The 24,963-nt window shown below is 64.7% G+C and carries 22 protein-coding genes; 20 read left to right on the top strand and 2 right to left on the bottom strand.

The features are described 5' to 3' along the window. Positions 1-109 precede the first annotated feature (109 nt). The 11 genes from ASH00_RS11605 to ASH00_RS11555 all read left to right on the top strand — a co-directional run bounded on the left by ASH00_RS11605 (position 110) and on the right by ASH00_RS11555 (position 15,310). Positions 110-1,192 (top strand): RDD family protein, encoded by a 1,083-nt coding sequence (locus ASH00_RS11605; protein WP_056548641.1) that lies wholly within the window; start codon positions 110-112, stop codon positions 1,190-1,192. Beyond that, positions 1,189-2,067 carry a PP2C family protein-serine/threonine phosphatase gene (locus ASH00_RS11600; RefSeq protein WP_082566077.1) on the top strand — a complete coding sequence of 293 codons (879 nt, stop codon included), beginning with the start codon at positions 1,189-1,191 and terminating at the stop codon, positions 2,065-2,067. The genes ASH00_RS11605 and ASH00_RS11600 overlap by 4 nt, the downstream gene beginning before the upstream one ends. Beyond that, positions 2,064-3,758 carry an FHA domain-containing protein gene (locus ASH00_RS11595; protein WP_056548639.1) on the top strand — a complete coding sequence of 565 codons (1,695 nt, stop codon included), beginning with the start codon at positions 2,064-2,066 and terminating at the stop codon, positions 3,756-3,758. Before ASH00_RS11600 ends, ASH00_RS11595 begins: the two co-directional genes overlap by 4 nt. Then, complete coding sequence (locus tag ASH00_RS11590; RefSeq protein ID WP_056548637.1) at positions 3,755-5,419, top strand: serine/threonine-protein kinase; 1,665 nt, start codon at positions 3,755-3,757, stop codon at positions 5,417-5,419. Before ASH00_RS11595 ends, ASH00_RS11590 begins: the two co-directional genes overlap by 4 nt. Positions 5,420-5,435: 16 nt before the next feature. Next, positions 5,436-6,143, top strand: a complete 708-nt coding sequence (locus tag ASH00_RS11585; protein WP_056548635.1) for a hypothetical protein — start codon at positions 5,436-5,438, stop codon at positions 6,141-6,143. A 56-nt stretch (positions 6,144-6,199) separates the two neighbouring features. Beyond that, positions 6,200-10,639, top strand: coding sequence for an FtsK/SpoIIIE domain-containing protein (locus ASH00_RS11580; protein ID WP_056548634.1), 4,440 nt, complete (start codon positions 6,200-6,202; stop codon positions 10,637-10,639). 206 nt (positions 10,640-10,845) lie between these two features. Then, positions 10,846-11,115, top strand: coding sequence for a WXG100 family type VII secretion target (locus ASH00_RS11575; protein WP_056548631.1), 270 nt, complete (start codon positions 10,846-10,848; stop codon positions 11,113-11,115). A gap of 179 nt (positions 11,116-11,294) precedes the next feature. Beyond that, positions 11,295-13,436, top strand: a complete 2,142-nt coding sequence (gene ligA / locus ASH00_RS11570) for an NAD-dependent DNA ligase LigA (protein WP_442854357.1) — start codon at positions 11,295-11,297, stop codon at positions 13,434-13,436. After that, positions 13,433-14,269, top strand: coding sequence for an inositol monophosphatase family protein (locus ASH00_RS11565; RefSeq protein ID WP_056548629.1), 837 nt, complete (start codon positions 13,433-13,435; stop codon positions 14,267-14,269). Before ligA ends, ASH00_RS11565 begins: the two co-directional genes overlap by 4 nt. Next, entirely contained in the window at positions 14,266-14,727 is a 462-nt protein-coding gene (locus ASH00_RS11560) for a DUF2087 domain-containing protein (protein WP_056548628.1), read from the top strand. Before ASH00_RS11565 ends, ASH00_RS11560 begins: the two co-directional genes overlap by 4 nt. Positions 14,728-14,818: 91 nt before the next feature. Beyond that, positions 14,819-15,310, top strand: coding sequence for a GNAT family N-acetyltransferase (locus ASH00_RS11555; RefSeq protein ID WP_056548625.1), 492 nt, complete (start codon positions 14,819-14,821; stop codon positions 15,308-15,310). A gap of 56 nt (positions 15,311-15,366) precedes the next feature. Here ASH00_RS11555 and ASH00_RS11550 read toward each other — a convergent pair whose 3' ends face one another. Together ASH00_RS11550 and ASH00_RS11545 are read right to left on the bottom strand one after the other, a co-directional pair. After that, positions 15,367-15,822: an ASCH domain-containing protein gene (locus ASH00_RS11550; protein WP_056549230.1), complete on the bottom strand. Its 456-nt coding sequence runs from the start codon at positions 15,820-15,822 to the stop codon at positions 15,367-15,369. A 127-nt stretch (positions 15,823-15,949) separates the two neighbouring features. Further along, on the bottom strand, positions 15,950-16,195 hold the full coding sequence (locus ASH00_RS11545; RefSeq protein ID WP_056548622.1) for a hypothetical protein: 246 nt from the start codon (positions 16,193-16,195) through the stop codon (positions 15,950-15,952). 224 nt (positions 16,196-16,419) lie between these two features. On the opposite strand from ASH00_RS11545, the gene ASH00_RS11540 reads away from it, so the two are divergent. From ASH00_RS11540 to ASH00_RS11500, 9 genes are all read left to right on the top strand, one after another. Further along, positions 16,420-16,947, top strand: a complete 528-nt coding sequence (locus ASH00_RS11540) for a GNAT family N-acetyltransferase (protein WP_056548621.1) — start codon at positions 16,420-16,422, stop codon at positions 16,945-16,947. Positions 16,948-16,988: 41 nt separating this feature from the next. Then, positions 16,989-17,285 (top strand): Asp-tRNA(Asn)/Glu-tRNA(Gln) amidotransferase subunit GatC, encoded by a 297-nt coding sequence (gatC, locus tag ASH00_RS11535; protein ID WP_056548619.1) that lies wholly within the window; start codon positions 16,989-16,991, stop codon positions 17,283-17,285. Positions 17,286-17,287: 2 nt separating this feature from the next. After that, complete coding sequence (gene gatA / locus ASH00_RS11530; protein ID WP_056548617.1) at positions 17,288-18,787, top strand: Asp-tRNA(Asn)/Glu-tRNA(Gln) amidotransferase subunit GatA; 1,500 nt, start codon at positions 17,288-17,290, stop codon at positions 18,785-18,787. Then, a complete protein-coding gene (gatB, locus tag ASH00_RS11525) occupies positions 18,788-20,302 on the top strand; it encodes an Asp-tRNA(Asn)/Glu-tRNA(Gln) amidotransferase subunit GatB (RefSeq protein WP_056548615.1) in 1,515 nt (504 codons plus the stop codon). Between the two features lie 152 nt (positions 20,303-20,454). Beyond that, positions 20,455-21,354: an aminoglycoside phosphotransferase family protein gene (locus ASH00_RS11520; protein ID WP_056549228.1), complete on the top strand. Its 900-nt coding sequence runs from the start codon at positions 20,455-20,457 to the stop codon at positions 21,352-21,354. Further along, on the top strand, positions 21,351-22,088 hold the full coding sequence (locus ASH00_RS11515; RefSeq protein ID WP_056548613.1) for a protein phosphatase 2C domain-containing protein: 738 nt from the start codon (positions 21,351-21,353) through the stop codon (positions 22,086-22,088). Before ASH00_RS11520 ends, ASH00_RS11515 begins: the two co-directional genes overlap by 4 nt. A 46-nt stretch (positions 22,089-22,134) precedes the next feature. After that, positions 22,135-23,241 carry an NAD(P)/FAD-dependent oxidoreductase gene (locus ASH00_RS11510; protein WP_056548611.1) on the top strand — a complete coding sequence of 369 codons (1,107 nt, stop codon included), beginning with the start codon at positions 22,135-22,137 and terminating at the stop codon, positions 23,239-23,241. Positions 23,242-23,291: 50 nt separating this feature from the next. Beyond that, a complete protein-coding gene (locus tag ASH00_RS11505) occupies positions 23,292-23,774 on the top strand; it encodes a cation:proton antiporter regulatory subunit (RefSeq protein WP_056548609.1) in 483 nt (160 codons plus the stop codon). A 7-nt stretch (positions 23,775-23,781) separates the two neighbouring features. Further along, entirely contained in the window at positions 23,782-24,960 is a 1,179-nt protein-coding gene (locus ASH00_RS11500) for a cation:proton antiporter (protein WP_056548607.1), read from the top strand. Positions 24,961-24,963: the final 3 nt, after the last annotated feature.

Below are 24,963 nucleotides of genomic sequence, written 5' to 3'. Positions count from 1 at the left end.
CGCTTCCATTCCCAATCGTGCCCCGCATGTCCGTACAGTGGACCCACCGGGCGGTGCGCTGGCGCCTCCTGATGCCCGGATGAACGGTGAGGGAGGAACGCGGGGCACCATGGCTCAGCTCAACCTTGAGAACGGTTCGGCAGGCAAGCGGCTCGGAGCGAAGCTGGTTGACGGTATTCCGCCTGCGCTGATCAGCGGACTGGCCGCCGTGGTCGGTATGCCACTGATTGGCTACGAGCAGGTGTCGGCGAGTTCCGCCGTCGTCGATCTGTCCATGTTCTTTGTTGTGATGGGTGCAGGCAGCCTGCTGGCGCTTGGCTACTGGATCTTCCTCTGGGGCTGGGAAGCGAAAACCGGCAAGACCCCTGGCAACCTGATGTTCGGCCTGCGGACCACCAACGAGGAGGGCTTCGCGCCCGGCTGGCTGGCTGTCTTTCTGCGCAACCTCATCATCGCGCTCTCGGGGATCATTCCGGTGCTCGGCTTCGTGATCGTCATGATCTCCAACCTATTCGACTCCCACGGGAAGCGTCAGGGCTGGTATGACAAAGCGGCGCGAACGTTTGTGTTCGACGTCCGGCGCGGCCGCAATCCGCTGCTGACCGGAGGAATCAACGGGCCGTCGTCGTTCGCTCCGCCACCGGTTCCGCCTGCCGTCCAGCCCATCCAGTCGCCGGTCGTTGCCCGGCCTGAACCGGTGGCGCGCACAGCAGAGCCGGTGCTCTTCCAGCCGGAGAAGGTTCCAACGGGCAGGACGGCCCCGCTTCCTGACTTCGGCACGCTGCACCCGGATGAGGAAGCCGGAGAGACGGTCATGTCCCGGGGGTCCGCGCCGGTGAAGACGTACGCTGAGCCGGCCGGCCGTAAAGCTGTGCGTATCCTGCTCGACGACGGCCGCGACCTGGTGCTGGAATCCGTGGCGCTGATCGGCCGCAACCCTGCGGGGAAGGACAACGAGCCGGCACAGCTGATCCCCGTGAAGGACGAGGGGCGGTCAGTTTCGAAAACTCACCTTCACCTGCGCGTCGAGGCGGGCAGGCTGTGGGTGACCGACCGGCATTCAACCAACGGCAGTGCTGTGAGGGGTGCGGACGGTGAACGCACTCCGCTGCCGGGAGGCCAGCCCTCTTGGGCGCCACCCGGTTCCACTGTGTACTTCGGCGACCGCAGCTTCAGGGTGGAACAGGCATGAGCAATTTCGAACAGATGAAGGACTGGAACATCGAACTCACCGTCGGGTACGCGACTGACCGCGGCCTCAAGCGCCAATTGAATGAAGACTCCCTGATTGCTTCGGAGCCGATCTTCGCGGTGGCGGACGGCATGGGCGGGCACGAGGCAGGGGAGGTCGCTTCAGGGATCTGTGTGCGGACCCTGGCGGAGAGCAGCATTATCGGCGAGCATGCCCCGCGCTTCTCAGCGGCGGATCTCGAGGAATTGCTGCGTACCGCTGATGAGCATATCCGCTCAGAGACGGGAGGCCGGGCGGGCACTACGCTGTCCGGCGTCGTTCTGGTGGAAGAGTCCGGGATGCCCTACTGGCTCTTCTTCAATGTGGGCGATTCACGCACCTACCGGTTGTGTCAGGGCCGGTTCGGGCAGATTTCCGTTGATCATTCCGAGGTGCAGGAGCTGGTGGATCGCGGCCACATCACCCAGGAGCAGGCTGTAGGGCACCCCAGACGGCATGTCATCACTCGCGCGCTGGGGACGGGCGACGATTCCGAGGCCGACTACTGGCTCATGCCGGTGGAAGAGGACGACAGGATCCTCATCTGCTCGGACGGACTGAGCACCGAAGTCTCCGATGACCGCATCTACACGCTCCTCAGTTCCACGGCCGATCCGCAGCAGGCTGCTGACGCGCTGGTGCAGGAGACTCTCCGCAATGGTGCCCGCGACAACGTCACCGTGGTGGTGATCGACGCCCACGGGATCGACGCCGATGCCGAGCTCCACACCACAGCGCCACGGACAATCGGTGCGGATACCGCTGCTGCGGATGGTCCGAATGGTCCGGGTGCTCCGGACGCTGTTGCTTCCACCGCCGAGGCGGAGCGTTCGTGAGTGCAGTCCGTTACCTTCCGGGGGAGGGTTGGCTCAGTGTGGTGCGTTCCGGCGTCGTAGTGCTGGTCCCAGCTGCCACCGCACCTGAGCTGACCGACCGGCTCTGGAACCAACTGGGGGAGAACCCCAACCTGCAGGCTGTGCTGCCGATCGTCGCGGGTGGCTTTGGGCAGGGGCTCGAATCCATGCCTCCATTCGGCGTGGTGTCCTACACGGACCGGCTCCATGTACTGCTTCGAGGCGATGTTCACCTGAGGGTGGGCACCGACGACGGCGGCGCGCCGGTTGAGTTGTCCGGGCAACAGGTGACCACGTGGGTGGAGCGAATCGTCGACGGCGGCGGAAACGGCTTCACGCTGAGCGGCGGCTCTAGTGGCGCAGGCGGTTATTCCGGGGCAGGCGGGGACACTGCTACCCTGCCGCTTGAGTCAGGGATTGTCCGGGCGTCTGTCGTCTCCGTTGGGTCCTTCGGGCCGGCCGGGCGGGCTGATCCGGTGCGCGCCGAGCCCGACGTTTTTGATCCCGAACGCGCTGTGACGGGTGCTGCTGAGGCTGAGGAACTCGCCACAATCAACCCGAGCCTTTATCTGAGCTCCACTGACGGCGTCGATGAAGACGGCCAACGTGCGGCGGACGGTGCGGACAGCATCGGTGAGGACCAGAACCAGCAGGCCGAACCGGATCCCGAGCTCCAGACCACCGGCTACGACCACCTGTGGGACCAAACTGTCATGCGGCGCGTGGAGGACGCTGCGGTGCGTCCACCTGAGGAAGCTAACCCGTCGGACGAGATAGACGTTCAGCAGGACGCTGCTCAGGTGTCGGAACAACCGTCACAGCCGTCAGAACGACTACAGCAGGCGGAGCTGTCAGAGCAGTCAGAGTCGCCAGAGCTGTCGGAGCAGTCAAAGCCAAAGCCGGAGCCGTCCACGCCGCCGGCCGATGCGTCGCCGATACCGCTGGCTGCACCGGGGCAGCTGATCGACTCCGTACCGTGGGCACGCAAGAGTGCCGGGACCGGCGGAACGGCAACAGGGCCCGTAACCTCAAACAAGTCCGCAACCCCAATCACCCCTGACACGTCGATCACGCCTGACGCCCCCGCACCGAAGCAGCCCCGCGACCTTCTCGACGCCGAAGATCACGATGGCCAGACGATCATGCGCAGCGACCTGCAGGGCCCACCATCGCAGCAGCCTGTCCAACCGGCAGCCGAGCCGCGTCCCGGTACCGGACCTTTGGTGCTGGCAAGGCTGTGCGGGCAGGGTCACGCCAATCCGCCCGAAGCATCGGACTGCAAAGTCTGTTCCCAGCCCCTTGACGGCGAACCGCGGGAGGTCCGCCGGCCAAGCCTTGGCACGATGCGCATTTCAACCGGTGAGGTGGTGGACCTGGACCAGTCGCTGATCATTGGCCGGCAGCCGTCCGTCTCACGGGTTCAGGGCCGTGGCATGCCGAAACTGGTGCAGGTCACCAGCTCCGGCGGGGATATTTCGCGCTCGCACGTCGAGGTGCGGCTCGACGGCTGGCACGTCCTGCTCTGCGATCTCAAGGCCACCAACGGCACGGTGCTGATTCGCGCGGGCCAGCCGCCACGCCGCCTGGGCGAATCGGAGACCGCGTTCCTCCTTGATGGTGATGTCGCCCAGCTCGGTGACGACATCTTCCTGCGCTTCGAGGGCCTGCGATGACTTCACGGCGCGCCGCCGCACCACCGCCGCACATCCCCGGCTACCGCTACGTCAGCCTGCTCGGATCGGGCGGTTTCTCGGACGTGTACCTGTACGAGCAGGACCGTCCGCGCCGTCGCGTAGCCGTCAAGGTCCTGGTGTCCGGTCTGCTGACCGAAGGCGCCCGCAAGGCCTTCGAGTCCGAGGCCAACCTCATGGCTCAGCTCTCCACGCACCCGTATATCGTCACGATCTATGAAGCGAACGTCACCGACGACGGGCACTCCTACCTCGCAATGGAATACTGCTCGCGCCCGAGCCTGGACGTGCGGTACCGCAAGGGGCGGCTCTCGCTGGCGGAAACACTGACGATCGGCATTCAGGTCGCTTCAGCCGTCGAGTCCGCCCACCGCGCCGGCATCGTGCACCGCGACATCAAACCGGCAAACATCCTGGTCACCGAATACAACCGTCCGGCGCTCACGGACTTCGGCATCTCCGGCACCACGGACGGCGGCGCCGATGAGGACCTCGGCATGTCCATCCCCTGGTCCCCGCCGGAAGCATTCGAGGGCGGCAGCGTGGACGGGATACGGATGGACGTCTGGTCCCTCGGAGCCACCCTCTACACGCTTCTTGCCGGCCGCTCGCCCTTCGTGTTCCCGGGCCTGGACAATTCGCAGAGCCAGTTGATGGACCGCATCGGGTCAATGCCGCTTGCCCCGATCGGCAGGGATGATGTGCCGCAATCCCTGGAGCTTGCGCTGGCAACAGCGATGGCCAAGAACCCGGCCGCCCGCTACAGTTCGGCACACTCCTTTGCGCTTTCGCTGCAGCGGATCCAGACGGAACTGGGCATCTCGGTCACCCCGTTTGAAGTTCTGGATGACACCGAACACGTGTATCAGAACGACGACGGCGCCGAAGCCACCCGCGTGCGCAAGGTCGTCTCCATCGACCCGGAGTCTTCCACCTTTTCACCCACCTTCCTGACGGCGGCGTCCACCGCGCCCAGTCGCCCTTCGCACGGTTCCGTGCCCACCTACTCCGCGCCGTCGTCGTCCATGTCCTCCAGGGTCGACCAACCTCCAGCAGCGGAGGACGCGGCAGACAATAGCGCAACCGAAGACCACGCGTGGCGGGACCGCACCATCCTTCGTGGCGGTGAGCCGCAGGGCGACTCCGTCCGTCTGGATACGACGCTCGGCAGGCCCGTGGGTACGGGGCTGGAAGCCGCTCCAGCCGACGCCGAACCCTTCCGTCGCAAGCGCAGCCCACTGGTGGGCATCCTGCTGGGGCTGGTGCTGCTGGCCGGCGTCGGTATCGGGGTATTCGCCGTCGTGAACGGACAACCGGAAGACCAACCGATTGTGGCACCGCCCACCCAGCCGCCGCCGGACGCGCTGGCCGGTGTTGAGGGCGTTGTGCCGGCGCCCACGAAGATCACCGCAGGGGAGTCCGGCAACACCGTCGTCTTCACCTGGACGAATCCCGATCCGCAGGAAGGTGACGTCTACCGCTTCCGGACCGTGACCGTCACCGAGGAGGGGGACTGGGACCGCACAGTGCAGACCGAGGCGCCCGTCGCGGCCAATCCGGACGGACGCACCTGCGCTGATATACAGATAGTGCGGGCAAACGGAACTGCTTCCGAGCCCGAACGCGCCTGCTGGCCTGAGTGAGTTGAAGGGAATACCCGTGGGGGAACTGGCAATAGATTATTGCGGTGAGTGGCATGAGCCGAAGGACGGAGAGCCGTTCAACATCGGTCGCGAAGGCGATCTTGAGGTGGACGACAATCCGTACCTGCACCGCAAGTTCCTCCAGATCGCCCATCAGAACGGAATCTGGTGGCTCAATAACGTGGGCACCATGCTCTCAGCCACCGTTGCGGACACCACCGGCGGAATGCAGGCGTGGGTTGCGCCCGGTGCCAGGATTCCGCTGGTCTTCGGGCAGACCCGCGTTGTCTTCACGGCCGGCCCCACTACCTATGAGTTCGACGTGCACCTGAAGACCCCCGCCTTCCGCCAGGAGCGCCAGGTCGACGACGGCTCCGGGACAACGACGATCGGCCCGGTTCGCTTCACCGATTCGCAGCGTGCGCTGATCGTAGCGCTCGCTGAACCGATGCTGCGCCGTGAAGGGACCGGGTTCAGTTCCATTCCGTCCTCTGCAGCGGCTGCGCAACGGTTGGGCTGGGCGCTGACCAAGTTCAACCGCAAGCTGGACAACGTGTGCGACAAACTGGACCGGGTGGGAGTCGTGGGCCTGCGCGGAGGCGGCGGCAAGCTCGCCACCAACCGGCGCGCCCGGCTGGTGGAACATGCCGTGACCTCGCACCTGGTCACGCCCGAGGACCTCGATCTGCTCGAAACCATGAAGGGCAAGGCGGATGAGGACTGAGCTGTCCGCGCTGTTCCGTCCTGACGTCCACCTCAACCACCCGGAGTGTTCCTGACATGTTGCTGCGCCTCACCCTGCGGCGTGATCCTGACCCCGCGAAGGATCTCGCTGTCACCGTGGACGGGCTCGCTACCGTAAGCGATGTTGCCCGCGAGCTGTATGTGGCTGATCCGGCGCGTGCGGGCGCTGAACCTCCCGGTCAGTTGTCCCTGACAGTCGAGGAGTCCTACGTTGCCGGCGGCATGCGCGGCCGAACGCTCAATCCCGACGTCAGCCTGTTTGAATCGGGTCTGCGGCCCGGCTCCGCCGTGACTATCAGCCGGGTCAGCGACCAGTTCAACGTGCCGGGACAGGACCGGGGGCCGGCGGTCGCCACGCTCCGGGTTCTGTCAGGGCCCGACGCCGGCAGGGAATTTTCGCTGCCGGCCGGCGCCAGCTACCTGGGCCGGGACCGCAACTGCGATATCCGCTTCGCCGATCCGATGATGTCCAAGCGGCACGCTCGGATCAACGTGGCCGACGGCATTGAGATCATCGATACGAACTCCGCGAACGGCCTGCTCATGGGCGGCACGAGGGTGGAGCGGACAACCCTGACCAGCGCGGATGAGATCACGCTGGGAGACACCACCCTTGCCGTGGTGCCGCTGACCCGCGCCTACTCCGCCGATCCCACCAACCCGCTCATAGAGTTCAACCGCTCGCCGCGCGTTGTACCGGCCTTCGTCGAGAAGCCCAAGCAGATTCCGGCGGGCCCGCGGCGGCCGAATCCCATGCGCTTCCCCTACCTGCTGCTCATTGCGCCGATCCTGCTGGGCGCCATCATGTTCTCCATTACGCGCAGCCCGTTCAGCCTGATTTTCATTCTCATGATGCCGATGATCCTGGTGGGCAGCTACCTCGACCAGCGCATCAACGCCAAGCGGACCTTCCGGGAGGCTGTGGCGCAGTTCCGCGACTCGATGGCGTTCTTCCGCAGCGACATCGAAAGGACACGGAAAGTAGAGCGTGCCGTCCGGCATGCCGAGGCGCCCTCGGTAGCGGACACCGTCGACGCTGTCTACAAGCTGGGCCCGTTGTTGTGGACGCACCGCCCTGAGCATGACTTTTTCCTGAGCCTGCGGTTCGGTACCGGCCGTGCACCGTCCCGGATCGAGCTGTCTGAACCTGCCGGTTCAGACACACTGCCCGAGTTCTCTGAGGAGATCCGCGACGCCGCAGAGGAGTACGCCTACATCGACGACGTACCCATCGTGGCGAATCTCCGTCTGTCCGGCGCACTGGGCGTCGCTGGGGCACGCGGGATCGTTGACGACGTAGCACGCGGACTGGTCATCCAGGCAATCGGGCTGCATTCACCGGCCGAGCTGACCGTTGTTGCGTTGACCTCGGTGCAGTCGAAGGAACGGTGGGGCTGGCTGCAGTGGCTCCCGCACACCGGCTCAGTCCACAGCCCGTTGACCGGTGACCATCTGGCGGCCGGACCGGCCGCGGCGGGACTGTTGTTGTCCCGGCTGGAGGACCTCGTCTCGGTCCGCGCTGCCGAACGCTCGGGGGTCGCGCTCCGCGGGCGGCTGGACCCCACGAAGGAAGTGGAACAGCCTGTGCCGGTCACGCCGTCGGTCCTCGTGGTGGTGGAGGACGATGTCACGGCTGACCGCGCCCGCCTGACCAGGGTTGCCGAGGCAGGAGCGGACGTCGGCGTCCATGTTGTGTGGGTTGCCGGAACGGTTGCGGCGCTGCCGGCGGCCTGCCGCGACTTCCTCTTTGTCGACGGCGACGCGGCGAACGTCAGCGGCCAGGTGCGGTTGGGTGAACTGTCGACGCCGGTCAGCTGCGAAAGCGTGGATCTTGAGCTGGCAGGGCAGCTGGCGCGGATGCTGACTCCCGTCGTCGATGTCGGCAAGCCTGTGGAGGATGATTCGGATCTTCCGCGTGCAGTCTCCTACGTGACGCTGGCGGGGCATGAACTGGTGGAGGCGACGACAGCGGTCGCCGACCGCTGGACGGAGAATAACTCGGTGGCGTCCCGTGCGCTGCCCAACCGGAAGCACCAGGGATCGCTTCGTGCGCTGGTGGGTTCGAAGGGCGTCGAGCCGATGTACCTGGACCTCAAGACCGAGGGGCCTCATGCCCTGGTCGGTGGAACCACCGGCGCCGGCAAGTCCGAGTTCCTGCAGTCCTGGGTGCTCGGCATGGCCGCTGCGTACAGTCCGGACCGGCTCACCTTCCTGTTTGTCGACTACAAGGGTGGAGCGGCGTTTGCCGACTGCGTGAAGCTACCGCATACGGTAGGGCTGGTCACGGACCTGTCGCCGCACCTGGTGCGGCGGGCGCTGACCTCGCTGCGGGCCGAGCTGCACTACCGGGAACACCTGTTCAACCGCAAGAAGGCCAAGGACCTGCTGGCCATGGAGCGGGATGCGGATCCGGAGACGCCGCCCTCCCTCGTCATTGTTGTGGACGAATTCGCCGCGCTCGCCCGCGAGGTGCCGGAGTTTGTCGACGGGGTGGTCGATATAGCGGCGCGCGGTCGGTCACTCGGCCTGCACCTGATCCTGGCAACGCAACGGCCGTCCGGTGTCATCAAGGACAACCTGCGCGCCAACACCAACCTCCGGATTGCTTTGCGGATGGCTGACACGGATGATTCACAGGACATCCTCGGGACGCCGATGGCTGCCTACTTCAGCCCCACCATTCCGGGCCGTGGTGCTGCCAAGACGGGGCCCGGCCGCATCCAGAGCTTCCAGACGGGCTATGCGGGGGGCTGGACCACGCGTGCACCTGCGCGTCCGCGCATCGACGTGGTGGAGATGAACTTCGGCTCAGGCACGAGGTGGGAGTCTGCAGCAGATGAGGTTGTCTCCGAGCCGGGTGGGCCGAATGACATCGCGCGGATCGTGGGCAATGTTTCCCAGGCGGCGCTGGAGCTTGGCATCAAACCGCCGCGCAAGCCCTGGCTGGCCGAACTGGCCGAGGCATACGACTTCTCGAAGCTGCCCAACCCGCGTACCGATGAATCGCTGCTGCTTGGCGTCACTGATGATCCGGAGCACCAGGAGCAGCCCACGGTCTTCTACCAGCCGGATGTCGACGGGAATTTGGCGATCCTTGGATCCGGTGGGTCCGGCAAGTCCACCGCCCTGCGGACCCTCGCCATCGGGTGTGCTGTGACGGTGCGGGGTGGTCCGGTGCAGGTGTACGGCATTGACTGCGCGTCCAATGGGCTGCAGATGCTCGGTCAGTTGCCCCACGTAGGCGCGATCCTTGACGGGGATGATTCCGAGCGGATTGGCAGGCTGCTCCGGTACCTGCGCGGAATCATCACCGAACGTGCTGACCGGTTTGCCGAGGTGCGGGCAGGAAGTATCTCCGAGTACCGGAGGCTGGCTGGCCGGCCGGACGAACCGAGAATCCTGCTCCTGGTCGACGGCATCACCACCTTCCGGGAGACCTACGAGTTCAAGGGGCGGGAGCGCCACTTCGAACTGTTCCAGCAGATCGCGACCGATGGCCGTCCCATGGGTGTGCACATTGTCGTGACCGGTGAACGCACCAATTCACTGCCGCCGTCGTTGGCGTCATCGATCAGCCGCCGGATCATCCTCCGGATGGCAGCCAAGGACGACTACTCGACCCTCGGGGTGCCGCGCGACGTACTTTCGAGCTCGTCTCCACCCGGTCGCGGGCTGCTAGACGGGCTGGAGGTGCAGCTCGCCGTCTTCGGCGGCAACGCCAACCTGGAACTCCAGGCTCGCGAGGTCGAACGCATGCGTGATGCCATGCTGCGCCAGGGCGTTCCGCAGGCGCCCGGCGTGCTCAGCCTGCCGGAGTCGATCGATCTGGACGTGCTGCCGGCGGCGCAGGCGGGTTCAGCAGTGATCGGCGTCGACGACTTCAACCTCGAGCCTGCAGCCGTTGCTGCAACCGGGGCGTTCATGGTGTCCGGCCCGCCTGGGTCCGGGCGGACAGTCGCGCTCGTGACGCTGGCAGCGGCGCTGCAGAAGTCGTCGCCGAATGTCAGGCGGATCTACCTCGGTGCGCGGCGATCGACGGTGGCGTCGCTCGGGCTGTGGGACGAGGCCCATGTGACGGCGGCACTGGTACAGTCGGAGCTAGCGCGGCTCGCAACCTTGGCGGACGGCGCCGAGGGGTCGGTGGCGTTCTTTATCGAGGGCCTGACGGAGTTCAGCGATTCGCTGGCGGAACTCGAGCTGGGCTCGCTGGTGAAGGCTGCAGTGAAAGCCGGGCAATGGGTGGTCGGGGAGGCTGAGACCTCAACCTGGTCCAGCGCCTGGAACCTGTCCGGTCCGTTCAAGTCGGGCAGGCGGGGGCTTCTGCTCAACCCGAACGAGCTCGACGGCGACACGCTCCTGAACACGTCGCTCGGACGGACGGCCGGAAACCGGTTCATACCGGGCCGCGGGTACGTGATCGGCCGCGGAAAGGCCTACAAGCTACAGGTCGCTACAACGATGGGCGGCCTGGACTGACGCGCCGATCCGCCCCGTGCTTGGGGAGTGCCGCTTGGGGAGCGCTGCTTGGGGAGTGGTGCTTGGGGAGCGGTCCCCATCGACACTTCACGTGGGGCTTGGATAGGTTGTAGTTGGTCGCTCAGATGGGGAGCCCGCGAGGGAGGTCCCGGCTTGGGCAGGCGGTTCCGGAAATGCCGGACCGCCACAGACGAAAGGTGGGGACAATGAGCAACGTTACGCACGGTAACAACCCGGAGCAGATGGGACAGCTGGCACAGCTGCTTAGCCAGAAGTCCGAAGAACTGAACCAGACCGCCAACCAGCTGACGCAGCAGCTCGGCAACACAGCCTGGGTTGGCCCGGACTCCGAGCGCTTCCGCGGCGAGTGGGAAACCCACCGCGCGCAGCTGACCCAGATTGCAGCCCAGCTGCAGGAAGTCAGCGCAACCGTACAGCGCAACCGCCAGGATCAGGAAGCAACCTCCAACGCGTAGGTTCTTTCGGACGGCTGAACGGCCCGCGGCTTCGGCTGCGGGCCGTTTGCGTTAACCCCATCCTTCAACGCGGGCAAGTGTCGGAGGTCTGGGGCAAGATAGGAAGCGTGGCCACAGTGAACCAACACGCCGATGCGCATTCCGAAGCAGGTCCCAACGTCGAGCTGCCCGCCGACGAGGTGCCGGATGACTCCCTGAAGGAGGAATACGGCAGCCTTGTCGAGGAGGTTCGGCGTCACCGTTTCGCGTACTACAACGAGAATGCGCCGCTGGTCTCGGACGCAGAGTTCGATGAACTGTTCCGCCGGTTGGAACAGATCGAGGCAGAGCACCCGGAGCTGATCTCCAATGATTCCCCTACACAGGAGGTCGGCGGGGATGTGTCTGCCGCCTTCTCGCCAGTGCAGCATCTGCAACGGATGTACAGCCTGGAAGACGTATTCTCCACGGATGAGCTCGAGGCATGGGTCCGGCGTGCCGAGGCCAGTATCGAGTCGCAGCGTCCGGGAGGCGGCGTGTCGTGGCTGACCGAGCTGAAAATTGACGGCCTCGCAGTCAACCTTCTCTACCGCAACGGGGAACTTGTCCGGGCAGCAACCCGCGGTGACGGAGCAACCGGTGAGGACATCACGCACAATGTCCTCACCATCAAGACAATTCCGCGCAGGCTCAAGGGCTCCGATCATCCGGCAGAGGTGGAAATCCGGGGGGAGGTGTTCTTCCCCTCAAAAGAATTCAGCCAGCTCAACGAGTTCATGGTTGAAGCAGGCAAGGCGCCGTTCGCCAATCCCCGCAATGCGGCGGCAGGCTCACTTAGGCAAAAGGACCCGGCGCTCACTGCCCAGCGGCCGCTGGACATGTATGTGCACGGGATCGGTGCGCGCGAGGGTCTGCAAGCCGAAAGCCAGTCGGAAACTTACGGCTTGCTTGAGCAATGGGGGCTGCCCGTCTCGCCGTACTTCAAAGTGCTCGGTTCCTATCAGGAGGTCCTCGACTTCATTCAGCACTATGGCGAGCACCGTCATGATCTGCTGCATGAAATTGACGGGATTGTTGTCAAAGTAGACAGCTTCGCCCTGCAGCGGGCCCTCGGACACACCTCTCGTGTGCCGCGGTGGGCTGTCGCGTACAAGTATCCGCCGGAGGAAGTGAACACCAAGCTTCTGGATATCCGGGTCAATGTGGGCCGCACCGGGCGCGTGACGCCCTACGGCATGATGGTTCCCGTGAAGGTCGCAGGCTCCACCGTGGAGATGGCCACACTGCACAACCAGGAGGTCGTCAAGGCCAAGGGAGTGCTCATCGGTGACATCGTGGTGCTCCGCAAGGCCGGCGATGTCATCCCGGAAATTGTCGGTCCGGTAGTGGCGCTTCGCTCGAAGCAGGATCCGCCGCCCCACGAGTTTGTGATGCCTACCGAGTGTCCCTCCTGCGGGACACCGTTGGCACCTGCAAAAGAGGGCGACGTCGACATCCGCTGTCCTAACGCAAAGTCCTGTCCATCCCAGCTGCGGGAGAGGGTCTTTCACGTAGCAGGCCGCGGTGCCTTCGACATTGAGGCGCTGGGCTGGGAAGCGGCGATCGCCCTCACCCAGCCCGCTGAACCTCACGAACCGCCGCTGACCACCGAAGCGAACCTGTTCAGGCTGACCCCCGAAAAGCTCGCCGATGTGCGAATCCTTCGGGACAAAAAGATCAAGGGCGTGGTCAGCGGCCAGGAACTCGTTCCCTATTTCTATACGCGTGGAACAGCAAAGAAGCCTTCGGAACCAACCGCGAACACACGGAAGCTGTTCGCGGAGCTGGAGAAAGCCAAATCGCAGCCTTTGTGGCGTGTGCTGGTTGCGCTGTCCATCCGCCATGTCGGGCCAACGGCGTCGCGGGCGCTGGCCACTGCATTCGGTTCAATGGACCGGATCCGCGGTGCCAGCGAAGAGGAACTGGCCAACGTCGACGGCGTAGGCCCAACCATCGCGGCAGCTCTGAAGGAATGGTTCGCGGAGGACTGGCACTGCGAGATCGTCGACCGGTGGGCAGAAGACGGAGTTCGCATGGCGGATGAGGTGGATGAGTCCATGCCACGCACGCTGGAGGGGCTCACCGTCGTCGTCACCGGTTCTCTTGAAGGCTTTAGCCGTGACGAAGCGAAGGAAGCCATCATTCAGCGCGGAGGCAAGGCGTCGGGTTCAGTGTCGAAGAACACCAGTTACGTGGTGGCGGGGGAGAACGCGGGAACCAAGCTCGATAAGGCTGAGCAGCTTGGACTGCCGGTCCTGGATGAAGACGGTTTCCGGAAGCTGCTTGAGGAGGGAAGCGTATGAATACCAGTGCCAGCCCGGCAGAACTGCTACACGTTGCGTTGCAGGCCGCTGAAGCGGGTGCGGCAGTGTTGCGGAAGCGCGGTGAGGGTGAGCTTCAGGCGGAGAACAAGAGTTCGGACAGTGACTGGGTGACGGCTTTCGACACGGCTGCCGAGCGGGCCGTCCGTGATGTGATCTGGCGGTCCCGCCCGCATGATGCGATCACCGGCGAGGAGTACGGCACCACCGTGCCTGAAGGTCCATCTTCCGACGTTCGCTGGTCCATAGACCCACTTGATGGAACCACCAATTTCATCCGGAACATCGTCTACTACGGTACGTCTGTAGCAGCCGTGGACAACGACGGCGTGTGGCTGGCGGGCGTCGTTCATGCGCCTGCGCTGGACCGGGTGTACTGGGCATCGCACGGGCAGGGAGCGTGGGTACGTGAACGGGGTACCGTGCGGCAGTTGCACGGTCCGGCTGAAGGCAGACCGGGCACGCTGGTGGGGAGTGGCTTCACCTACAACCCCGGGCAGCGTTCCCAGCAGCTGGGTGAACTGGGTGAGCTGCTGGCGGGGCACGGTGATCTGCGGCGGATCGGGTCGGCTGCTCTGGATTTGTGCATGGTGGCTGACGGCACGCTGGATGCCTATGTCGAGCGAGGATTGAACGAGCATGACTGGGCGGCCGGTGCGCTGATTGCCGAGGAAGCAGGCGTGGCCGTACGTCGGCCCGGCGTTACCTCGGTCCTCGATGGCGGGCCGGATGAAGCCGAGCGCTTCTCGGCTTTCACAGTGGCCGGTCCGCAGTCGGTTATTGATGTTACGGAACGTCTGGAGCTCAGGACGTGACGGTCAGTTGGCAGAAGGTCTTTTCGACGCTGGCCTCAGAACCTCTTCGGGATGCGTATGCGCGGGCCATTCTTGGTGAGGACGTCAGTACCCGGTCCAGGGAGTTTTCGAAGCTCGTTGAATCGGGGCTGCTGTTGAGCGATGGATCCGTCAATGACGGGATGTTCAAGGACGTACTAGGTTCTGCGGCGGGTGCGCGGCCACGTGGAGTGGACCGGTTCTTTCACGAGGGCAGACTCGATGGATTGCCGGCGGGCCAGGTGGACCGGTTGGCGGTGCTGGAGCACCTTGCCGATCGGTTGTTCCCGCTTGATCAGGAGCTGGATGAGCCGGTAGTGAACCTATTGGTAGCGACGGTTACGGGGGACATCCCGACTCTTCGGCGTGCGCTTGTCGACTTCGGGTTTCTGGTGCGCAACCCAGACGGAACGCGGTACCGGAGAGCGCCTGCCGGCTAAATTAATCTGATCGTTGCATTCGTCCGGCGCTCGCGGTTCGTTGGTCTGCCACACTCAGATCATCGCTCGTCCAACGCAAGAGGAGGCGTCCATGGACATTAACATCAGGTCGGCGGACCGGAACGATTTCGCAGAGATCCGACGCATCACTGTGGCCGCCTATTCGGATGCCGGCTACATCGACGATGAGTACGCATACAACCACATCCTGGCGGCGATTGAGGAGGGGTACTCCGGGTCATCATTACTGGTTGCGGAATCGGCCGGAAAAATTGTGGGATCGGTTTTTGTTACGAGGGCCGGCGGTGATTTCAGTGATGTCGCCCATGACGGTGAACTCGAGTTTCGGATGCTCGCAGTTGAGCCCGGCGAACAGCACAAGGGGATCGGGCACGCGCTGGTGGCGGCCGTGATCGAGCGGGCTCGCATGGATCCTGACGTGTCGGCGGTTGTCCTGACCATCGCACCGAACATGGATGGACAGCACAAGTTGTACGAGTCAATGGACTTTGTCAGGGTTCCTGCCCGGAACTTTCTGTTGTCCGATACCTTTGCGTTGCACGTCTACAAGCTCACTCTCTAGGAACCTTCGTCTCTGCTGTTGAGAGTCGGCTGGGAGCGGGCGTGTCCTACCGGGAGTCAGTCGGCGTGTTCCGGTGGCCAGGTGACAGCGAAGCGCTCGAAGATAATCTCGTCATCCTCTGACCATTGCCGGCCGCTAGCGGCGCTGACCCGTGTGAAGTAGCGCCGGTGTTCGTGCTGCCAGCTTGCGAGGGTTCCGTCGTCTTCGCCTTCGTCGGCGGCGAAGGCCGCATCAGCGCTGGTGAAAGGGCCGATACGAAGCTCTGTGCTGCGGATGATGATGCGGGGGTTTCCTTCGCCATCGCAGGCGATCCAGTGGGAACCAATGCGCGGTACCTCGTCACCGCATGCCAGGAATTCAGCGACCATTTCCGCCGTCGCCCGTTTCCGGCCGTCAATGACCAGGCTCAGAAGCTCGTCGGCCAACCACTTCGAATCACCAAAGTGATCAACCGTGTATCCGGGCGAGGCGGCCACCGCTTCGGGATGTGCTTCGGCATAAGCGTTCCACATGAGGGCGGCTGCTGAAAGATCCGGTGGAGAGACTGGTTCAGGCTGCACGTCATCATGGTCGCAGGCAGCATCAGCCGGCCGCAATAGCCGCAGACAGCCGTCTGGTTGTCCAGCCGGGTGCGATTGTTCAGCAGAGTGTCCAGTAGTGGTTGCGTCGGGGTTGTTGGTCGAGGTGTGGGGTCAAATGCTCGGCGAGTTGATCCTGTCCCATTCCCGCGAACCCTGCCACGAAACGCGAGGTGTACGCGGCCACGAGCTGCTTCAGCTCGCTGATCGAAGGTTGGGAGCAACCGGCCGGATCATCGAATTCGAAGTCGGGGAGAGCGCGCAGCCGTTCGCCGGGGAGGGCGTCGAGTGCGGCTGTCAGGCTCATACTTAATTCTATTAGAAAGCGTATTCGAACGAAAGGGTTTGTGGATGACGGATAACGCAGTTGCCCGTGTCTCGGCCCTCCCGATCGACCGTAATGAATTCAGTGGCGAGGGCGCCTCGGCTTTCATTCGGCGAGCCCGGTAATAAGAACCGGGTGCGTCACAATAGATAGGCGGATCTTCCGTCCGCTTCAGATCCGCCCACTCCACGACAAGGCTCTGCGTTATGTCCTTCACTATCCGTCGCGTCACTGCAGCAGATTACGACGACGTCCGCCGGATCACCCGGGACGCCTACATTCACGCCGGCTACTTCAGCGACCCAGACCACCCCTACGTGCAGATTCTCTCCGATATCGAGCACAGGGCCGAACACGCCGAGGTATGGGTAGGGGAGGAGGGCGGCGTAGTCGTCGGTTCCTTTGCCATTACGTTCGAAGGTCAGCGATACACCGACATCGCACGCGCGGGGGAGCTGGAGTTCCGCATGCTCGCTGTGGATCCCGCCGTCCAGCGTGGTGGGTTTGGGCGCCGGATGGTCGAGTGGATCATCGACTACGCGCGCGCCCTGGACGGCATCGACGCCGTCAGCCTGACCAGTGGCTCCGACATGGTGCGGGCGCACCGACTGTACGAATCCTTGGGGTTCGAACGCGTGCCAAGCCGTGACTGGTGGGTGCGCGACGAAGACATCCAGCTATGGGTCTTCAGGCTTGGGCTGCAACCGGACAGGACTGTCACCTCCCGCCCGTAGACTAGAACCCGAAACCCGCCATCTCGAGATCCTGGAGAAACATGCCCGAGATCACCCGTGAGGACGTCGCGCATCTGGCACGGCTTGCCCACATCGACATGACCGGCGAGGAGCTGGACCGGATGACCGGCGAGCTCTCCGTCATCGTCGACTCCATCAAGACCGTCAGCGAAGTTGCCGGTGAGGACGTTCCCGCAACCAGCCACCCCATTCCGCTGAGCAATGTCTACCGCGATGACGTCATCGGTGAAACGCTCACCAACGAGGAAGCCCTCAGCGGCGCCCCGGACAACGCAGCCGGCCGCTTCAAGGTCCCCGCAATCCTGGACGAGGAGTAAAAATGACCGATCTCACCAGGCTCAGCGCTGCCCAGCTTGCCGAGAAGCTTTCCTCCCGCCAGGTGTCGGCAATGGAAGCTGTCCAGGCGCACCTCGATCGCATCGGTGAAGTGGATCCGGCGATCAACGCGTTCCTCCACGTCAACACTGATGAAGCCCTTCGCGTAGCATCCGAGGTGGACAAGGAGCGGTCAATTGGAGATGCGATGCATCCGCTCGCAGGCGTCCCTATTGCCGTCAAGGACCTCATCGTCACCAAAGGCCAGCCAACCACAGCCGGCTCCAAGATCCTCGAGGGCTGGCACAGCCCCTATGACGCGACTGTCGTCCGGCGCCTTCGCGACGCCAAGATGCCGATCCTCGGCAAGACCAACCTGGACGAATTCGCCATGGGCTCCTCCACGGAGCACTCCGCTTACGGTCCAACCCGCAACCCGTGGGACCTCGACCGCATCCCCGGCGGTTCCGGCGGCGGGTCAGCGGCCGCCGTCGCCGCCTTCGAAGCGCCGCTGGCGCTCGGAACCGACACCGGCGGTTCCATCCGCCAGCCCGGCGCCGTGACCGGAACCGTCGGCGTCAAGCCGACCTACGGCGGTGTGTCCCGCTACGGTGCCATCGCCATGGCGTCCTCCCTCGACCAGATCGGCCCCGTCACCCGCACGGTGCTGGACGCCGCACTCCTCCACGAGGTCATCGGCGGCCACGATCCACACGACTCCACCTCGCTGACTGATCCCGTCGGCGCTCTCGCCGAGGCTGCACGCAACGCGGACGTCAAGGGCCTGCGCATCGGCGTCATCAAGGAATTGCAGGGAGAGGGTTACCAGGACGGCGTCCAGGCACGCTTCACTGAAGCACTGGACCTGCTGCGCCAAGCGGGTGCCGACGTCGTCGAGGTTTCCTGCCCCAATTTCAAGTACGCGCTGGGCGCCTACTACCTGATCATGCCTTCGGAAGCCTCATCCAACCTTGCCAAGTACGACGGCGTCCGCTTCGGTCTGCGCGTCGTGCCCGACGGCGCTCCCACCATTGAGCGCGTCATGGGCGCCACCCGCGCAGCCGGCTTCGGCGACGAAGTGAAGCGCCGCATCATCCTTGGCACCTACGCACTGAGCGCCGGGTACTACGACGCCTATTACGGCTCCGCACAGAAAGTCCGCACCCTGATCCAACGGGACTTCGACGCCGCCTTCACTCAGGCAGACGTTCTTATCTCGCCCACGGCTCCGACCACGGCCTTCAAGCTGGGGGAGAAGCTGGACGATCCGCTCGCCATGTACCTGAACGACGTCGCCACTATCCCTGCGAACATGGCCGGCGTGCCGGGCATCTCAGTACCCGGAGGCCTGGCTGACGGACTGCCGGTGGGCATCCAGTTCCTCGCCCCCGCGCGCCAGGATGCACGGCTCTACCGGGCAGGCGCCGCACTGGAAGCGCTGCTGGAAGACACCTGGGGCGGACCTTTGCTGGCACAGGCACCCGAGATCGCTGGAGTGAAGTAAATGAGCACTGCAACCGCCGAAATTCTATCCTTCGACGAGGCCATGGAGAAGTTTGATCCAGTCCTCGGGTTCGAGGTGCACGTTGAATTGAACACCCGCACCAAGATGTTCTCCTCAGCGCCGAACGCCTTCGGAGACACACCCAACACCAACGTCACACCGGTTGACCTTGGGCTTCCCGGCGTTCTGCCCGTCATCAACCGGGTAGCCGTCGAATCCTCCATCAAGATCGGCCTGGCGCTGGGCTGCAAAATCGCCGAGAAATGCCACTTCGCGCGGAAGAACTACTTCTACCCGGACACTCCGAAAAACTTCCAGACCTCGCAGTATGACGAGCCCATCGCCTACGACGGCTCCATCGACATCGAGCTCGCCGACGGCACCGTGTTCACCATCGAGATCGAACGCGCCCACATGGAGGAGGACGCCGGCAAGCTGACCCACATGGGCGGCGCCACGGGACGCATCCAGGGTGCGGAATTCTCGCTGGTCGACTACAACCGTGCCGGCGTTCCCCTCGTGGAAATCGTCACCAAGCCGATCGTCGGCGTTGGCGCGCGCGCGCCGGAACTGGCCAAGGCCTACGTGGCAGCTATCCGCGAGATCGTGAAGAACCTCGGCGTTTCCGACGCAAAAATGGAGCGCGGCAACGTCCGCTGTGATGCCAACGTCTCCCTCAAGCCCAAGGGCCAGGAGAAGTTCGGCACCCGCACCGAGACGAAGAACGTCAACTCACTGCGTGCCGTTGAGCACGCTGTCCGGTACGAGATCCAGCGCCACGCCGCAGTGCTCGACGCCGGAGGCACCATCACGCAGGAAACCCGCCACTGGCACGAGGACACCCGGTCGACGACGGCGGGGCGCCCCAAGTCCGATGCCGACGACTACCGCTACTTCCCGGAACCTGACCTGGTGCCCGTGGTTACCGACGACGCCTGGATCGAGAAGCTCCGCAGCGAGCTCCCTGAACCTCCCGCCGCACGCCGCAAGCGCCTCCAGGCCGACTGGGGTTACTCGGACGCTGAGTTCCGCGACGTGGTGAACGCCGGTGTCATGGACGCCATTGAGGAGACCATCGCTGCCGGCGTCAAACCGGCAACAGCGCGCAAATGGTGGATGGGTGAGATCTCCCGCCGAGCCAAGATCGCTGATGTTGAACCCGCTGAATTGGGTGTGACCCCTGCGCTGATCGTGGAACTGCAGGGCCTCATCGACGCCGGCAAGATCAACGACAAGCTCTCACGCGAAGTGCTCGACGGCGTCCTCGCGGGCGAAGGCACGCCCACCGAAGTAGTGTCGCAGCGCGGCCTTGAGGTCGTGTCAGACGACGGCGCCCTCCTCGAAGCGATTGACGGCGCCCTTGCCGCGCAGCCCGATGTCGCGGAGAAGATCCGTGGCGGGAAGCTGCAGGCAGTCGGAGCAATTGTGGGCGGAGTCATGAAGGCCACCCGCGGCCAGGCAGACGCCGGGCGAGTTCGTCAACTCATCCTCGAACGCCTCGGGGTTGAGGGCTAGCCGGCATCAGCGACAGGTTGGTTCGCGCGGTCCGGGGTCGTCAGCGAGAGCGAGCTAACCGGACATGAACGGGAGTAACCCGGACGGGGTGGGCGATATTGCTCAACGGTGTCCGGGTTGCTCCTGCAGGGGGTGACGACAACGTGACCAGAATGCCGCCAGCAGAGGTGGACGTCACCGCCGCCCTGGTCATGCGCCTGCTCGCTGACCAGCACCCTGATTTCGCCGAGTTGCCGCTCTTAGAGGTGGCCAACGGCTGGGACAACGTGATCTTCAGGCTCGGTGACGAGCTCGCTGTCCGCCTTCCGCGGCGGCAGGCGGCGGCGGAGCTCATCCGCAACGAGCAGCGTTGGCTGCCGGAAGTGAGCCGGGGCCTCGCAACGGTCATGCCTCTTCCGGTGCGGACGGGTACGCCGTCGTCGTACTTCCCCTGGTACTGGACCATCACGCGCTGGCTGAAGGGAACCGTGGCGGCTGACATCGAAGCAGCGCACAGGTCCAAAGCGGCCGCCGATCTGGCACGGTTCGTGAACGCTTTCCACCGCCCGGCTCCGGCTGACGCCCCACGAAATACCGTCCGCGGAGTACCACTGTCCACACGGAACGCGGTTGTGGAGGAGCGAATCGCCGCAGCCGACCAGCCCGAGGAACTCCTGCACCTCTGGCGGGTCCTGCGCGATCAGCCCGAGTGGACCGGACCGCCGCTGTGGCTGCACGGTGACCTGCATGCAGCGAACCTCGTCCTGAACCCGCAGTGCAGGCTCGCCGGCGTCCTTGACTTCGGCGACCTGACGGCAGGGGACCCCGCCACGGACCTCGCCGTGGCCTGGCTCGTCTTCGACCGCATTGGAAGGCGTACCTTCATCGAGACGGTCACCAGGGAACGATCGGTGGATTCCGCGACCTGGCAGCGGGCACGCGGTTGGGCGCTCTGTATCGCCGCAGCCATGGCAGCAACCGATGACAATCCCGCCTTCCACACGATGGGGATCCGCATCCTCGAGGACGTACTCGCCGACGACATATTGACCGACGAAAGGCCTTGCCGATGAAATTCACACATGTCTCGCGGGTTCAGACCGAGGGTGACAACCACGTCATGGAAGACGCATGCGGATACCGCGCCAACGCCGCCTGGATGATCGACGGCGCAACGTCGCTGCTCGACGAACTCGCTCTTCCCGGCGCGTCGAATCCTTCCTGGTATGCGCAGGTCCTGGGGCTGGCGCTGGCGGAATGCGCCGGACCACAGGACCCCCGCGCCGTTCTGGCCGCCGCGCTGGCGAAAGTGGACGAGCTCGGCCACCAGTTGGTGGGACCGGAATCCCAGCGCTTCCCGAGCGCCGCGGTCTCCCTGGTCACAACCGACGACGACGGCGCCGTATCGGTCCTCAGCCTCGCCGACTGCCACGTGGTGGCTGCCCTCAATGACGGGGAGGTCAGACACGTGGGGCAGGCCTTGGACGGACCGTCATCGCGTGACGAATTGCGCCGGGCACGGCTGGAGCGAAACACGCCGGAAGGGGTCTGGGTTGCACGCCGTGAACCGGCAGCGGCGCAACACGCCCGGCTGGTCACGCTCGGGCCTGCCCATACCGTGGCGCTGGCATCCGACGGCGCGTGGCGGGCGGTGGACCTCGGGCTGGTCAGCGGCCCGGCGGATTTCCTTGAGGCTGTACAGACTCCGATGGGCGCGCAGGAGCTTATGCTGATGCTGCGGACCACACAGGATGAGATCGGCGAATCGGCCGATGACGCCTCGGTCCTGTGCGTCGCACTGGAGTAGCTGTGGCTGGTGTGCAAGCGCCATGGAAGCGGAACGAAGGAGCGCAATGACTGAGACAGCGGACGTTGTGATTGTTGGCGGCGGTATTGCGGGGCTCTCGCTCGCGGCCGCGCTGGCATCGGACCAGCGGGCACAGTTGAGGATCATCCTTGTCGAGGCGGAACATTCCCTCGCGTACCACACCTCCTCGAGGTCGGCTCGGCAGCTCATCCCCAGTTACGGGCCCGAGGCGATCCAGCAACTCACCGCACGGACGCTTCAGCTCATCCGGGAACGTGAAGATGAGCTACCCTCGCCGGTGCTCACTCCCCGCAGTTTCATGCTGATCGGTTCGGAGAACGACGTCGCTGCCAGAGCCAGCGGCGCCATGGAACGCCTCCCATGGGAAGAAGCAGTGCTGCTCTGTCCGCAAATCGAGCCGGCCGCCCGGGAGCAAGGTTACAACGCCGCCGGACTCGACACCACGGCGGTCGGCTGCAACACGGACGTCCTGCTGGATCATCACCGGTCGGCAGCGGAGGCAGGCGGCACCAGGATCATGACCGGCGCGCGCGTTCACTCGGTCCAGCGGCTCCGGACGGCCTGGGAAGTCGGTGCCGGTTCGCAGGCAGTGCACGCCGCCGTCGTCGTCAATGCGGCCGGCGCGTGGGCTGATGAACTGGCTGTCCTCTCCGGTGTGGCCACGCAGGGCATGCGGCCCTACCGACGGACGGCAGCGGTTGTCGGCGCAGACAATGTCCCCGCCCCCGATTCGCCGATGGTAGCGGCGGCGGATGACAGTTTCTATTTCCGCAGGGACGACGACGGCCTCCTCATCTCACCTGCCGAGACGGTCCCGAGCGTGCCGGAGGACGCACAGCCGCGTCCCGAGGACCTGGACGCACTGATCGCTCGCCTTGATTCCATGACCACACTCGGAATCGGGAGCGTGATGCGCGCCTGGACAGGATTGCGGACCCAGGTGGCAGACGGGCTCCCGGTTGTCGGATTCGATCCGGAAGCCGAGGGATTCTTCTGGTTGGCAGGCCAGGGCGGCTACGGGTTCCAGACGTCGTCGGCCATTGCCGAACTGTCGGCCGGGCTCATCACCGGCACTGGAGCAGGAGCCGCCGCCGGCCAGTCTCTCGCCTCAGCGCTCGCCGCCGGACGCTGAATCAGGAACCCTGAGCATCCCGAGTGCACCGGCGGGTCTAGAGTAAAACCATGAAGGTTGAAGAGACGCCGCTGCCCGGAATCGGCGTGCGCAAGGACATTGTGACGGCGTCAGGCCGCCGGATCGGCACAGTCACCCAGCGAGGCGGCGAGACGGAGTTGATCGTGTCCCGCGCCGATGATCCCGACGCGTGCCTGGCCTCAATTCCGTTGACCGCAGAGGAGGCCTCTGCGCTGGGCAACCTGCTCGGATCCCACGAGATTGTGGCGCAGTTGACGGAAGACCACAGGGATCTGCCGGGGGTCAATACACGGCAATTCCTCATCGATGTCGACTCCCCGTATGACGGACGCAAACTCGGTGACACGAAGATGCGCACGCGCACCAGCGTCTCGCTGGTTGCGGTGCTCCGGCGAGGGCAGGTCCAGGCCTCGCCCACACCGGATTTCACGTTGGCTGCCGGCGACTTGCTGGTGGCCGTTGGAACCTCCGAAGGGCTCGACGCCGCGGCCGAGATTCTTAGCGGCGGCTGAGCCGCCCGTGGAGAATCACAGCGCGCTGGTCCTCATTGAGCTGGGAGCGGTTTTCCTTGGCCTCGGTATCCTCGGAAGGCTCGCCGGGCGGATCGGTCTCTCGCCAATCCCGCTCTACCTGATCGGAGGGCTGTTCTTCGGGCAGGGCGGTTTTGTCGAGCTGGACGGGCTGGAGGAGTTCAGCGAGATCGCCAGTGAGATCGGGGTTATCCTCCTGCTCCTGCTGCTTGGCCTGGAGTACACCGCCGGCGAACTGGTGACCGGCCTGAAACAGTCATGGATGGCGGGAGTCCTCGATATCCTGCTGAATTTCCTGCCCGGCGCGATTGTTGCCCTCATGCTCGGCTGGGGCGGTGTCGGAGCTCTCGTCCTCGGCGGAGTGACGTACATTTCGTCGTCGGGCATCATCGCCAAAGTGCTGACGGACCTGGGACGCCTCGGCAACCGTGAGACCCCGGTCATCCTGTCACTGCTGGTCTTCGAGGACCTCGCAATGGCCATCTACCTTCCCATCCTCACTACGGTGCTCGCGGGGGTCAGCTTTGCCGGCGGGCTTCAGGCAGTCGGCGTCTCGCTGGTGGTGGTCACCATCGTCCTGGTGATCGCGCTCCGCTTCGGCCGCACAGTTTCCGCCATCGTTGACTCCAAGGACCGCGAGGTGTTCCTGCTGACGCTGATCGGCGGTGCGCTGCTTGTCGCGGGCTTTGCAGCGGCGATGCAGGTTTCAGCCGCCGTCGGCGCCTTCCTGCTCGGCATTGCGATCTCGGGGGCCACTGCCACCAATGCCACCCGCCTCCTGGAACCACTGCGCGATCTGTTCGCAGCCATCTTCTTTGTGGTGTTTGGACTCAATACTGACCCCGCGACCATTCCTCCGGTGCTCGGCTACGCGTTGCTCCTGGCCGCCATCACGGCTGCAACCAAAGTGGCAACCGGCTGGTGGGCGGCGAAACGGCAGGGTGTCGGCAAGTTGGGCCGTGCGCGCGCAGGTGCAGCGCTGATCGCCCGCGGCGAGTTCTCCATCGTCATTGCCGGCCTTGCCGTGGCGTCCGGAGCCATCACAGACGAGCTTGCTGCACTGGCAACGGCCTACGTGCTGCTCATGGCCGTCCTTGGTCCAGTTGCGGCACGGCTCGCAGAACCAGCCATGCGTCTCGTCCTACGCATGACGCCGCAGCCAGCCTAGAAC

The organism is Arthrobacter sp. Soil782 (assembly GCF_001428435.1).
Lineage (GTDB): Bacteria > Actinomycetota > Actinomycetes > Actinomycetales > Micrococcaceae > Arthrobacter_D > Arthrobacter_D parietis.
Note: the sequence above shows the minus strand (reverse complement) of the source record. Positions and strands in the feature narration are given on the sequence as shown.

What these genes read in the sequence shown, in the direction of transcription:
- ASH00_RS11575 (WP_056548631.1), top strand. Translation starts at nt 10,846, where the DNA reads ATGAGCAACGTTACGCACGGTAACAACCCGGAGCAGATGGGACAGCTG.
- ASH00_RS11565 (WP_056548629.1), top strand. Translation starts at nt 13,433, where the DNA reads ATGAATACCAGTGCCAGCCCGGCAGAACTGCTACACGTTGCGTTGCAG.
- gatC (WP_056548619.1), top strand. Translation starts at nt 16,989, where the DNA reads ATGCCCGAGATCACCCGTGAGGACGTCGCGCATCTGGCACGGCTTGCC.
- ASH00_RS11550 (WP_056549230.1), bottom strand. Translation starts at nt 15,822, where the DNA reads ATGTGGAACGCTTATGCCGAAGCACATCCCGAAGCGGTGGCCGCCTCG.
- ASH00_RS11515 (WP_056548613.1), top strand. Translation starts at nt 21,351, where the DNA reads ATGAAATTCACACATGTCTCGCGGGTTCAGACCGAGGGTGACAACCAC.
- ASH00_RS11605 (WP_056548641.1), top strand. Translation starts at nt 110, where the DNA reads ATGGCTCAGCTCAACCTTGAGAACGGTTCGGCAGGCAAGCGGCTCGGA.
- ASH00_RS11580 (WP_056548634.1), top strand. Translation starts at nt 6,200, where the DNA reads ATGTTGCTGCGCCTCACCCTGCGGCGTGATCCTGACCCCGCGAAGGAT.
- ASH00_RS11600 (WP_082566077.1), top strand. Translation starts at nt 1,189, where the DNA reads ATGAGCAATTTCGAACAGATGAAGGACTGGAACATCGAACTCACCGTC.
- ASH00_RS11545 (WP_056548622.1), bottom strand. Translation starts at nt 16,195, where the DNA reads ATGAGCCTGACAGCCGCACTCGACGCCCTCCCCGGCGAACGGCTGCGC.
- ASH00_RS11590 (WP_056548637.1), top strand. Translation starts at nt 3,755, where the DNA reads ATGACTTCACGGCGCGCCGCCGCACCACCGCCGCACATCCCCGGCTAC.
- ASH00_RS11510 (WP_056548611.1), top strand. Translation starts at nt 22,135, where the DNA reads ATGACTGAGACAGCGGACGTTGTGATTGTTGGCGGCGGTATTGCGGGG.
- ASH00_RS11540 (WP_056548621.1), top strand. Translation starts at nt 16,420, where the DNA reads ATGTCCTTCACTATCCGTCGCGTCACTGCAGCAGATTACGACGACGTC.
- gatA (WP_056548617.1), top strand. Translation starts at nt 17,288, where the DNA reads ATGACCGATCTCACCAGGCTCAGCGCTGCCCAGCTTGCCGAGAAGCTT.
- ASH00_RS11555 (WP_056548625.1), top strand. Translation starts at nt 14,819, where the DNA reads ATGGACATTAACATCAGGTCGGCGGACCGGAACGATTTCGCAGAGATC.
- ASH00_RS11505 (WP_056548609.1), top strand. Translation starts at nt 23,292, where the DNA reads ATGAAGGTTGAAGAGACGCCGCTGCCCGGAATCGGCGTGCGCAAGGAC.
- gatB (WP_056548615.1), top strand. Translation starts at nt 18,788, where the DNA reads ATGAGCACTGCAACCGCCGAAATTCTATCCTTCGACGAGGCCATGGAG.
- ASH00_RS11520 (WP_056549228.1), top strand. Translation starts at nt 20,455, where the DNA reads ATGCCGCCAGCAGAGGTGGACGTCACCGCCGCCCTGGTCATGCGCCTG.